The 12,214-nt window shown below is 31.4% G+C and carries 9 protein-coding genes; 4 read left to right on the top strand and 5 right to left on the bottom strand.

Annotated features, from left to right (window positions below; all coding sequences use genetic code 11):
* Nucleotides 1-36 precede the first annotated feature (36 nt).
* Both kbl and CX675_RS16545 read right to left on the bottom strand, forming a co-directional pair.
* Entirely contained in the window at nt 37-1,233 is a 1,197-nt protein-coding gene (gene kbl, locus CX675_RS16550; RefSeq protein ID WP_130736359.1) for a glycine C-acetyltransferase, read from the bottom strand.
* A gap of 15 nt (nt 1,234-1,248) precedes the next feature.
* Nucleotides 1,249-4,413 carry an exodeoxyribonuclease V subunit beta gene (locus tag CX675_RS16545; RefSeq protein ID WP_130736358.1) on the bottom strand — a complete coding sequence of 1,055 codons (3,165 nt, stop codon included), beginning with the start codon at nt 4,411-4,413 and terminating at the stop codon, nt 1,249-1,251.
* A gap of 111 nt (nt 4,414-4,524) precedes the next feature.
* On the opposite strand from CX675_RS16545, the gene CX675_RS16540 reads away from it, so the two are divergent.
* Nucleotides 4,525-5,133, top strand: coding sequence for a superoxide dismutase (locus CX675_RS16540; protein ID WP_130736357.1), 609 nt, complete (start codon nt 4,525-4,527; stop codon nt 5,131-5,133).
* Between the two features lie 69 nt (nt 5,134-5,202).
* On the opposite strand, the gene CX675_RS16535 is transcribed toward CX675_RS16540, so the two are convergent.
* From CX675_RS16535 to ileS, 3 genes are all read right to left on the bottom strand, one after another.
* A complete protein-coding gene (locus CX675_RS16535; protein ID WP_130736356.1) occupies nt 5,203-5,796 on the bottom strand; it encodes a lipoprotein signal peptidase in 594 nt (197 codons plus the stop codon).
* Nucleotides 5,797-5,879: 83 nt separating this feature from the next.
* Nucleotides 5,880-6,260, bottom strand: coding sequence for a TraR/DksA C4-type zinc finger protein (locus CX675_RS16530; RefSeq protein ID WP_130736387.1), 381 nt, complete (start codon nt 6,258-6,260; stop codon nt 5,880-5,882).
* 61 nt (nt 6,261-6,321) lie between these two features.
* Entirely contained in the window at nt 6,322-9,723 is a 3,402-nt protein-coding gene (gene ileS, locus CX675_RS16525) for an isoleucine--tRNA ligase (RefSeq protein ID WP_130736355.1), read from the bottom strand.
* A gap of 284 nt (nt 9,724-10,007) precedes the next feature.
* On the opposite strand from ileS, the gene CX675_RS16520 reads away from it, so the two are divergent.
* The 3 genes from CX675_RS16520 to CX675_RS16510 all read left to right on the top strand — a co-directional run bounded on the left by CX675_RS16520 (nt 10,008) and on the right by CX675_RS16510 (nt 12,169).
* Nucleotides 10,008-10,817: a DUF5984 family protein gene (locus CX675_RS16520; protein ID WP_130736354.1), complete on the top strand. Its 810-nt coding sequence runs from the start codon at nt 10,008-10,010 to the stop codon at nt 10,815-10,817.
* A 285-nt stretch (nt 10,818-11,102) separates the two neighbouring features.
* Nucleotides 11,103-11,594: an SRPBCC domain-containing protein gene (locus CX675_RS16515; RefSeq protein ID WP_130736353.1), complete on the top strand. Its 492-nt coding sequence runs from the start codon at nt 11,103-11,105 to the stop codon at nt 11,592-11,594.
* 182 nt (nt 11,595-11,776) lie between these two features.
* Nucleotides 11,777-12,169, top strand: coding sequence for an alpha/beta fold hydrolase (locus CX675_RS16510; protein WP_130736352.1), 393 nt, complete (start codon nt 11,777-11,779; stop codon nt 12,167-12,169).
* The last annotated feature ends 45 nt before the right edge of the window (nt 12,170-12,214 follow it).

Genomic DNA, 12,214 nt, shown 5'->3' with positions numbered 1-12,214 from the left:
AAAGTTTTGTTAAAAAAAGTAAGGGGTTACCGCTTTTTAACTAATTATTTTTAAAGATTTACCCACTTCAATGAAAGCATTAATTGCTTTGTCGAGATGTTCTTTTGTGTGAGCAGCAGATAGTTGTACTCTTATTCGTGCTTTTTCTTTTGGAACTACTGGGAAAAAGAAACCAATTACATATATTCCCTTTTTAAGAAGTTCTTCTGCCATTATTTGTGATAATTTGGCATCATAAAGCATTACAGGAACGATTGCCGCATCTCCATCTATTATATCAAAGCCTGCCTCTTTTATGCCTTTTTTGAAATAATTTGTATTCCATTCTAATTGATCTCTTAGGGTTGTGTCTTTTTCCAAAAGTTCAAATACTTTTAATGAGGCACCCACTATCGATGGAGCTAAAGAATTTGAAAACAGATATGGTCTTGAACGTTGACGTAAAATTTCAATAATCTCTTTCTTTGCAGTTGTATAACCGCCCATAGCTCCTCCAAGGGCTTTTCCGAGTGTTCCTGTAATAATGTCTATTCTTCCCATAACACCTTTCGCTTCAGGTGTTCCTTTTCCAGTTGCACCGATAAATCCAGCAGCATGGCATTCATCAACCATTACTAAAGCGTCATATTTGTCTGCTAAATCACAAATTTTATCTAATGGGGCTACTAATCCATCCATAGAAAAAACACCGTCTGTAACAATTAATTTAAAACGATGTCCGGCTTGAGTGGCTTTAATTAATTGTGCTTCAAGGTCACTCATGTCGTTATTTTGATAACGGTATCTCGCTGCTTTACACAAACGAACACCATCTATAATAGATGCATGGTTTAAGCTGTCTGAAATAATACAATCTTCTTCTCCAAGCAAAGGTTCAAAAACACCACCATTTGCATCAAAAGCAGCTGCGTATAAAATGGTGTCTTCTGTGCCGTAAAAATCGGCTATTTTCTGTTCTAATTCTTTGTGTATGTCTTGTGTTCCACAAATAAAACGAACCGAAGACATACCAAATCCATGAGTGTCCAATGTATCTTTGGCTGCTTGTATTACTTCTGGATGAGAGGAAAGTCCTAAATAATTATTAGCGCAAAAATTTAAAACTGTTTCTCCAGTTGTAATTTTTATTTCAGCACCTTGTGGTGACGTGATGATTCTTTCTTTTTTAAATAAGCCATTCTCTTGAATAGAATTGAGCTCCTCTTGTAAGTGTTGTTGTATTTTGCCGTACATTTTATATAAGGTTTGCTACAAAATTACTATTTCTATTTTTTCTCCAATGTAAACTATTGTTTTTTTTACAATATTATAATTCATTTCTTCTAGGATAAAGGCATAATCTAATACTTGTTTTCTATGCTTGTCTAGTTTTTCACCTGTTTTATAATCTAATAAGAATGCATTTGTGTCTTTGATTACTACTTTATCTGGCTTTACATTTCCAATGCCTTTTTTAATAATCGTTTGTTCATTGTAAGTTATTCCTTCTCCGTCAAAAAAATCTTTTAAATCATTATGATGCACAATTTGTTCCATCTTGAGCTTGATTTCTTCTTTTTGTGAAGTTGTAATCCATCCATTTTCTATAGCAATATTTATAGCTTCATCTATATCGTTTATTGTCTTTATATGAGCAAGTATTTCGTGAAGTAAATTTCCAAATTCAATGGCTTTTTGTTGTTCTGTATCCCACATTAAAGCCTCTCTTTGAGCAATTTTTATTTTTCTCTTATCTAATTTTTCATGAACAATTGTTATTGCCTTTTGCGTGTTGTTGAAATTGTTTTTTTCTGATAGACGAGATGAATTGCCAAATTCATAGGTCATTTTATCAGAGTTATATAGCTTGTTATCTTGTAAAAATTCGATAAAATAGGAAGAGAGGTTATTGGGTAAACCTGTTTTGGAAATTTGATGATTAGAAATAATATAAAGTTGTTCTTCTGCTCTGGTCAAAGCAACATAAAGGACATTAATAATGTCTAGTATTTCTTCTTGCGATTTTTCTTCATAGGTTTGTTTGGCTTGTAATCCATATACTGCTACTTCTTTTTTCTGATTGACTAAAGCTTTTGGGAAATCTATAGCTTCTTCTTCGTCAAAATTAATCCATAATTTATTTCGATTATTTGCAGAAAAATTTTCTTCAGCAAAAGGATAGATAACGATAGGGAATTCTAATCCTTTGGATTTGTGAATAGTCATGATTCGGATAGCATTATTGCCTTCTGGAGAAGGAATGCTTTTTTTAAAACCAACTTTTTCCCAATAGGAAATGAAATCTGAAATCCCCGATTGTGATTTATTATCTCTTTCCAATACTAAATCTAAAAAATATTGTACATAAGAAGTGTTTGCTTTTTCTTTAATGAATGTGGAAACAATAATTTCCACGGCTTCATAAAGCGACTTTTTTTTACAATTTTTAAATGAAATACCAATCTCAATAGTGTGTAAAAAAGTTTCTAATTCTTCTTCCGTTAAATCTTTGGTTGCTATAATAAAATCATGAATCGGTAAGTAATTTTGATTGTATTTAGCAATGTAATAAAGCATTTTTGTTTTAGATTCTTGATCTTTATTGTTTTTCAAATAACGAAGAACATCTATAATTAGTTTTACATCGGTTGCGTTTTGAATTAATAACGTTTCAGAGGATAAAATGGGGATGTTTTTTTCAGTTAGGAAATTTGCTAAATAAACCCCTTCTGTTTTTTTTCGGGTTAAAAGAACAATGTCACTATAATCGAAGTTTTGACTTTTAATTTGTAATATGGTTTCTAATGTTTTTTCTAAATAAATTTTCGTTTTTAATGACCAATCATTATCTTCTTCTTCATTAATTTGAGGTTCTTCTTCTGTGTTTATAAATGAAATGTTAACATATCCCCCTTTTTTATTATTTGGTTTTTGGTAACTGTGTTCTTGATATAATTTTTTGTAATCTTCATTTTCAAATTTGTCTGATAAAAAAGCGAAAAATTGGTTATTGAAATGGATTACTTCTTCATAACTTCTGTAATTCGTTTCTAAGTGTATGCTTTCTTTATCTTTATTTGAAAAAGGATTGTTGTTTTCCTTACTCAAAGCAATAAATTGTTCCGCTTTTCCACCTCGCCACCTGTAAATAGATTGTTTTGGGTCGCCCACAAGCATTAAACTACCTTGAATTCCATTGTCTTCACTGGATAAAGCGTTATCTATTAAAGGGATGAGGTTTTGCCATTGCATGACAGAAGTGTCTTGAAACTCATCAATAAAAAAGTGACGGTATTTTTCACCTAACCGTTCATAGATAAATGGAGCAGGCTGGTTTTGAATTTCATTAAAAATAATTCTATTGAAATCGGAAATAGAAATAATGTTTTGTTCTTCTTGAATCTTTTTAAATTCTAAATGGATAGAGTTTAACAACGAAAGCGGATTGATATTTTGTAAAAAAGCTTCGTAAAACGCTATTTTGGCATTATTGTGATTTATTTTTTTTATGCTTTTTATTAAATCTATAGCAATGTCATCTATAAAGTTTTTGTCAAATTCTGGAGTCTTTTTGGAATATCTTTTTTCGGAATCTTCTAAGTATTTGAGTATTGATTCGTTAATGTCTAGTTTTCCAATAATTATTTTTTTTAAAAAATTTGGGACATAACTACTATAAAAGGAATTGCTTGAAATGTTTGATTCAATTATATTGAGTTTATTTTGCGCTAGATTTATAGATTTTTCCTTTAAATTTACAATTCTATCTTTTAAAACCGTTTTTATTTGTTTAAAATCATCAATGGTTTTATCTTGAAAATCGGCTATTTCAATAAGGTGATTTTCGTTTACCAAAAGTTTACCAATTTCAAATAACTCATTCGAAATATCCCAGTTTTTATCTTCGTCGGTTTTGTCTTTTGTGAAATTAATTAAAAGTTGGGTTAAATCATTGTTTTCACCCACTTTAGAGATTAAAACATCAATAGCTTCTTGTAGAATGGCATCGGTATCTAAACTTACTTCAAAATTAGGTGGAAGGTTTAAATCTTGTGCGAAAGAACGAATCACTTTATGCGTAAATTTATCTATCGTAGAAATACCAAAAGCAGCATAATTATGGATAATACTTTTAATGATTGCATTTGATTTATCTTTTATGGTTGCTAGAGATAATCCTGTTTCTGTACTGATAGTTTTCAGAAATTCTTGCCCTTTATTAGAAGTGTTTTCTTTAGAAAAATCGAATAAGCTATCTACAATACGTGATTTCATTTCTTCTACAGCTTTGTTTGTAAAGGTTATGGCTAAAATTCGCTTGTAAGCATCATCTCCTTTTGCAAGAAATAATATTTTCAAATATTCTTTGGTAAGAGTGTAGGTTTTACCTGAACCTGCCGATGCATCATACAATGTAAAAGCTGCTTTTTTCAAAAATGTTATATTTATCTTAATTATAGTTGTATAGGAATATTCTATTTTTTATTCCAAAGTTAAATTTATAACTTTGAAATCACTAATACTAATTATAAAAAAAATAATATTATGGCATTCGAATTACCGAAATTACCCTATGCATATGATGCATTGGAACCACATATTGATGCAAGAACCATGGAAATTCACCACTCAAAACATCATAATGGTTATACGACAAACCTTAATAACGCTATTGAAGGTACAGATTTAGAAGGAAAAACAATTGAGAACATTTTAATAAACTTAGATATGAATAATGCTGCGGTTAGAAATAACGGTGGTGGATTTTATAATCATAGTTTGTTTTGGACAATAATGTCTCCAGATGGAGGTGGAAAACCTTCAGGAGATTTAGCAGTAGCGATTGATGAGGCTTTTGGTTCATTTGACGCTTTTAAAGCTGAATTTGCTAAAGCTGCAGCAACGCGTTTTGGTTCGGGTTGGGCATGGTTATGTGTGCACAAAGGTGGAAAATTAGAAGTTTGTAGTTCTGCTAACCAGGACAATCCATTAATGCCAGGAATTGGTTGTGGAGGAACACCTATTTTAGGTCTTGATGTTTGGGAACATGCTTATTATTTAAATTACCAAAACAGAAGACCAGATTATATTGATGCTTTTTTCAATGTAATAAATTGGACAGAAGTTACTAGAAGATTTGCTACAGAAAAATAGTAGTAGAGAAAGTAATAAAATAAAAAAGAGCCGTAAATACGGCTCTTTTTTTGTGTTGAAAAATAAGTTTTATTTTGAAAATGCTTTCTTATTAAATACAATTAAAATACCTACTCCTGTCGAGATTGCCATGTCAGCAATATTGAAAATGGCATTAAAAAAAGAAAAGTGTTTGCCTCCCCAAACAGGAATCCATTCAGGTAAATTACCTTCCCAAAAAGGGAAGTATAACATATCTACTACTTCGCCATGAAACCATGTTCCGTAAGGGTCATTAGAGAATGCAGTTGCCACTTGGTGATAGCTGTCGTTAAAAATAACACCATAGAAAACAGAATCTATAATATTACCTATTGCACCTGCCAAAATAAGTGAAATAGCTACAATTAAATAGTTTGATTGCTTTTTCTTTACAGAATCCCAAAGCCACCAAGCAATTCCAGGAACCACTATTAAACGGAAAAGAGTTAGAGCTAGCTTTCCGTATTCGCCTGGGATAACTGCTCCCCAAGCCATACCTTCGTTTTCAATAAAATGAATACGAAACCATTCAAAAATTTTTATTTCTTCATTTATAAAAAAATGTGTTTTAATATAAATCTTAGAGATTTGATCAATTAGTAGGATAAGGATAACTATAAAATAAGCTTTCTTTAATGACATTCTGTTAAAATTTGAACAAAAATAAGGATTTTACTTAAAAAAAAACGCCCCAAATGGAGCGTTAATGTAATTTTATATTAAGATTAACGTTGCGAATTTTTTGCTTCGATACTCATGGTAGCATGAGGAACTACTTTTAAACGCTCTTTACTGATTAATTTCCCCGTAACCTTGCATACGCCATATGTTTTGTTTTCCACACGGAATAATGCATTTTTTAAATCTCGAATGAACTTTTCCTGGCGTGTGGCTAATTGTGAATTAGCTTCTTTTGACATGGTCTCGCTTCCTTCTTCAAATGCCTTGAATGTAGGTGAAGTATCGTCTGTTCCGTTATTTAAATCATTCATGTAAGCACTTCTGATTAAATCTAAATCAGCTTGCGCTTTTTCTATTTTTTTTAATAAAATTTCTTTAAACTCAGCTAAATCTGCGTCTGAATATCTTAACTTTTCATCAACCATCATTTCTATGTATTAAGGTTATTACTAATATATCATATCTAGAAAGAGTTTAAATTTTACTCTATTTCGATATTAACACAACTGTTTTTACTTCATCAAACTCAATTTCTGTACCATTTTCTACAGAAGGAACAAAAATTAATTCATCTGTTAATGTTTCTGATTTAATATACGTTTCATTTTCTAAAACAGATTGCTCAATAATGGCATTATTTTGAATATGAACTTTTATCTTATCTGTAACTTCAAATCCAGAATCTTTTCTAATATTTTGAATTCTGTTAACTAATTCTCTGGCAACACCTTCATTACGTAATTTATCATCAATTGTAATATCTAGTGCCACAGTTATTCCATTTGAATTAGCTACTAACCAACCTGGAATATCTTGAGATGTAATCTCAACATCTTCGGTTGTTAAAGTAATACTTTTTCCTGATATTTCAAGCATTATTTCACCTTCTCTGTCTAATAAATTGATTTGTTCATTAGTCATAGATTGTATCTCTTTGGAAACCAGTCCCATATCTTTTCCGAAACGTGGTCCTAAAGCTTTGAAATTTGGCTTAATTTGCTTTACTAATACCCCAGAAGCATCATCTAACAACTCAATTTCTTTTACATTTACCTCTGCTTTAATCAAATCTGAAACCGCTTCTATTTCGTTTTTGAAATGCTTGTCAAGTACTGGTATCATTATTCTTTTTAAAGGTTGGCGTACTTTTATCATTTCTTTTTTACGAAGAGATAAGACTAAAGACGAAACAGTTTGTGCTTTCAACATTCTGCTTTCTAGTGATTTATCAACAAAGTTTTCAACCATTATAGGAAATTCTGCTAAGTGAACACTTTCAAAAGTTTCTTTTTCAGTTGTTGCATTTAAATCTTTATATAGTCTATCCATAAAGAATGGCGCAATAGGAGCACTTAATTTAGCTACAGTTACTAAACAGGTGTAAAGTGTTTGGTAAGCGGCTATTTTATCTGTGCCATATTCTCCTTTCCAAAATCTTCTTCTACACAAACGAACATACCAGTTACTTAAATTTTCTTGAACAAAATCAGATATAGCTCTTGCTGCTTTTGTTGGTTCATAATCGGTATAAGCGTCATCAACAGCTTTTATTAGCGTATGTAATTCTGATAAAATCCAACGGTCTATCTCTGGTCTTTCTTGTAATGGAATTTCAGCTTCAGTATATTTAAATCCATCAATATTCGCATATAACGCAAAGAATGAATAAGTATTATATAATGTTCCAAAGAATTTTCTTCTCACTTCTGCAACGCCTTCAATATCAAACTTTAAGTTGTCCCAAGGATTGGCATTGGAAATCATGTACCAACGCGTAGCATCTGGTCCATAATCTGCTAATGTGGTAAATGGATCCACAGCATTTCCTAAACGTTTTGACATTTTTTGTCCGTTTTTGTCTAATACTAGTCCGTTTGAAACGACATTTTTATAAGCAATTTTATCAAAAACTAAAGTTCCAATAGCATGTAGTGTATAAAACCATCCACGCGTTTGATCGACACCTTCAGCAATAAAATCAGCAGGAAAATCTTTGTTTGCATCAATTTTGTCTTTGTTTTCAAAGGGATAATGCCATTGTGCATAAGGCATCGCACCTGAATCGAACCAAACATCAATTAAATCGGTTTCGCGTTTCATTGGTTTACCAGAAGGAGAAACTAAAACGATGTTGTCTACTACATTTTTATGTAAATCGACTAATTTATAGTTTTCTTCCGACATGTTTCCAATAACAAATTCTTTATATGGATTTTCTTTTTGAAAACCAGCCACTATGGATTTTTCAATTTCATTGTATAGTTCTTCTACTGAACCAATGATGATTTCTTCTGTTCCTTCTTCATTTCTCCAAATTGGCAATGGGATTCCCCAATATCTAGAACGCGATAAATTCCAATCGTTTGCATTTTTCAACCAATTTCCGAAACGTCCTTCTCCAGTTGCTTTTGGCTTCCAGTTAATAGTTTCGTTTAAATCAAACATACGCTCCTTTACTTCGGTCACTTTAATAAACCAAGAATCTAAAGGATAATATAAAATAGGCTTGTCCGTTCTCCAGCAATGTGGGTAACTGTGCACATATTTTTCAACCTTAAAGGCTTTGTTTTCCTCTTTTAACTGAATGGCAATTTCAACATCTGCAGAACGTTCTGGTGCTTCTCCATCGTTGTAATATTCGTTTTTAACATATTTACCAGAATAGTCACCTAAACCTTGAATAAACCTTCCTTGTAAATCTACTAAGGGCACTAAATTCCCATTAGCGTCTTTTACTAACATAGGTGGCACTTCAGGTGTAGCTTCTTTGGCCACTTTAGCATCGTCTGCTCCAAAAGTTGGTGCTGTATGTACAATTCCAGTTCCATCTTCAGTAGTTACAAAATCTCCAGCAATAACTCTAAAAGCATTTTCTGGATTGTCATTTGGCAACACCAATGGCATTAATTGTTCGTAACGAATACCTACTAAATCTGTTCCTTTGAATTCTTTTATAATTTGGTAAGGAATTTTTTTATCACCTTCTTTGAAGTTTTCAAAATTGCTAGCTTCTGTTGATTCAAAATAGGTTTTTCCGAATTGTTTACCTACTAAGTTTTTCGCTAAAATCACTTTTACAGGGCGGAAAGTATATTGATTGAAAGTTTCTATTACAACATAGTCAATTTTTGGTCCCACTGTTAAAGCGGTATTACTTGGCAAGGTCCAAGGAGTAGTGGTCCAAGCTAAAATATGGATCTCTCCTAATCCTTGTAAAAAATCAGGCAATGTTGCAGTAATGGCTTTGAATTGAGCAACCACAGTAGTATCGGTAACATCTCTATAACTTCCAGGCTGATTTACTTCATGCGAAGATAAACCCGTTCCTGCTTTTGGAGAATACGGCTGGATGGTGTAGCCTTTGTACAATAAATCTTTATCATAAATTTGCTTCAACAACCACCAAACGGTTTCCATATATTTGGATTTGTAAGTAATATATGGGTTTTCCATATCTACCCAATACCCCATTTTTTCAGTAAGATCATTCCAAACATCAGTATAGCGCATTACCGTACGTTTACATGCTTCGTTGTATTCTGCAACCGTAATTTTAGTACCAATATCTTCTTTCGTAATACCTAATTCTTTTTCAGTACCTAATTCTACAGGTAAACCATGTGTGTCCCAACCAGCTTTACGTTTGACTTGGAATCCTTTTTGCGTTTTATAACGGCAAAAAATATCTTTAATAGCACGTGCCATTACGTGGTGAATACCAGGTAATCCGTTTGCTGAAGGTGGCCCTTCAAAAAATACATAAGGGGTGTTTCCTTCACGAGTGCTTACACTCTTATCGAAGATGTTTTCTTTTTTCCAAAAATCTAATACTTCAGACGCAACCGTTGGTAAGTCAAGTCCTTTATATTCAGTAAATTTAGTACTCATTATATCGCTTTCTAATTTGAAGATGCGAAAATACTAAATTTCAAATAATTGTATGGGTTTTTGAAAGAAAAAAAGAGTTTGTTTTTGATTCTAAACTAATTGTTCTTTCTTTACTCGACTTTGATAGGACTTAGTAGCCTATCCGTTTTTAGAAGAAACTAGGTAGATTAGTAGAAATGCTATGAAAATAAGTTGCTTTTAATAATTTATAAATTAGTAATATTTTGCTAAAAAAACAGTTTTTAGAGATATATGTAAGTTATAAAGTAAAACTAAGTGCAATAATGATACATTTTAAGCTTAAAGAATTTGATAAAATAACACCAGTAGGTCGAGAGCCTAACTTGTACTTAAGTTGGTATTGGCTTACAGAAGGTGATTTGTGGTTAACTTTTGGTGATGCAACCATTTACGAATATTCTAGAGATGCAATGCACTATTTTGGTAATAAACCTACACCGTACAATGATTATTACATCGTGCGATTTTTAGAAGATTTTACGACCTGTTTTGAGAAGATAAGTCAAAATATTCCTAATGAATTCTATCAATTAACAGAAGATATTACCCAATTTAAAAGCGATGTGCAATCATGGCTCAATTTGTACGAGACAGATGATGAAGTGTATAGTGATTTTTATTTTGAAGAGTATGACAAATTAATTTCTTGGTTGCAATATGAGCGAACGTTTAGCTCTGCCCATTTAATAGGTGGGCCTAAATTATATTTCTTTAGAAATAAGGAGAAAATCAGAATTGTATGGGAAAGCGAATACAATTTGGAAAATGGAATTAGTTTATGGACTGCCAAAGATGGAAGTTTTGAAATGACTTATCTCGACTTCGTAAATGAAGTTAGGCAATTTGGTCAAAATTTCTTTAATGCTATGGATTTGCAAATTGAACAAACACTTTCTAAAGAATGGGAAGCAATACTAGTAGATAAAGAAAAATTAGTAGAAGAACATCGAGAAAGGAAAATGGAATTTAATGAAAACCTTCAATTTCTTGAGCATGATAGCGCAGATATTATAGATTGGACAGAGATTGAAAAATTATATCAACGAATGAAAAAAGAAATACAACATCTTTAAATGCTAGTATTTACAATTCCATATTTAACTTCATATTTGATATAAAGCTTTTGAACGTATAAATTTTTGACTATGTTTTTCATAATGAGCAGCATGTTGTCTTTCTCTTCTTTTAAAACAGGATAAATAAAAAGCTAAAAAAATTTGCGAAACCGAAAAGTTGCACATATATTTGCAACCAAATGGTTTCTTTTTTAAATTTGATAAAATGATGAAATACATTTTCTTAAAATAGTGAACCAAAATACATTTACTTAGATAAAATATAATTATAAAACAAACAAAATGAAAGATTTACAATTTAACTTTACGGTAGATAAAACAAACAAAACTGTTTTTGTAGAAAGAGAATTTAACGCACCTTCTGCTTTGGTTTGGGATGCGTTTACTAATGCTGAAATTTTGGATCAGTGGTGGGCACCAAAGCCTTTTGAATCTAAAACAAAAATTATGGACTTTAAAGAAGGAGGTCGTAGGTTTTATGCGATGGTTAGTCCTGAAGGACAAGAATATTGGCAACTGCAGCAATATACTGCGATTACACCTAAGACAAACTTTAAATATTACAGTGTTTTTGCTGATAAGGATGAAAACCCAGACATGCCAGGTTCTGATTGGGATGTAACTTTTAGTGACCTAAATGGGATAACAAAAGTGCTTATTGTTATTAAAAATGATTCTTTGGAACGCATGCAAAGAATGATTGAAATGGGATTTAAAGAAGGTTTTACAATGACATTAAACTATTTAGAAACCTTGTTAACAAATATGAAATAAAAATTAGATAATGAAAAATAGATATCAAATAAATTATTTTGCTAAAAGTGTCATGTTGACCTTACTTATTAGCTCTGTATTTGTATCTTTTGGACAACAAATGCGTATCAATTTACTATACAAAGGGAAATAGGTTAAAAAAATTAGTTATTATTTCTTCTACTTATAAAACAGAAGGGTGGTTGCCAATAGTAAACAACGCTTTTGAAGATTTTAAACCTGAATATTTTGATAATTCACCATTACAAATAGCATATAATATCGTTGCACCAGATAAAACCAAATGGGGAAAATTTTTACAGCAAATGTTTGAATTTGCAGAAAAACCATTTAATTGTGGCGATGCAAATATTGCAAAAATTCCGGTACCTACTTTACTTATTTCAGGAGATAATGACGGACTTGATAAAGTGGAATTAATGAAGACCTATCAATTATTAGGAAGTGGAATTACAGCCGATATGCAAACCATGTCAAAATCTCATTTAGTAATAGTACCTTCTCAAGGACATGTAAATTTAATGATGCAAACGAAAACAATTTTAGAATATTTACACTCTTTTTTAAATGAATAGATTTTAATGATTTCTAAGATAAGATTGCTAATTCATTATTTTTTT

It is taken from the genome of Flavobacterium sp. J27 (assembly GCF_004303025.1).
Lineage (GTDB): Bacteria > Bacteroidota > Bacteroidia > Flavobacteriales > Flavobacteriaceae > Flavobacterium.
The sequence above is the reverse complement of the archived record's forward strand: the minus strand, read 5'-3'. Positions and strand labels throughout refer to the sequence as shown.

Excerpts from the sequence above, each read along its gene's own strand:
- CX675_RS16540 (WP_130736357.1), top strand. The coding sequence starts at position 4,525 with ATGGCATTCGAATTACCGAAATTACCCTATGCATATGATGCATTGGAA.
- kbl (WP_130736359.1), bottom strand. The coding sequence starts at position 1,233 with ATGTACGGCAAAATACAACAACACTTACAAGAGGAGCTCAATTCTATT.
- CX675_RS16530 (WP_130736387.1), bottom strand. The coding sequence starts at position 6,260 with ATGGTTGATGAAAAGTTAAGATATTCAGACGCAGATTTAGCTGAGTTT.
- CX675_RS16520 (WP_130736354.1), top strand. The coding sequence starts at position 10,008 with ATGATACATTTTAAGCTTAAAGAATTTGATAAAATAACACCAGTAGGT.
- CX675_RS16515 (WP_130736353.1), top strand. The coding sequence starts at position 11,103 with ATGAAAGATTTACAATTTAACTTTACGGTAGATAAAACAAACAAAACT.
- ileS (WP_130736355.1), bottom strand. The coding sequence starts at position 9,723 with ATGAGTACTAAATTTACTGAATATAAAGGACTTGACTTACCAACGGTT.
- CX675_RS16535 (WP_130736356.1), bottom strand. The coding sequence starts at position 5,796 with ATGTCATTAAAGAAAGCTTATTTTATAGTTATCCTTATCCTACTAATT.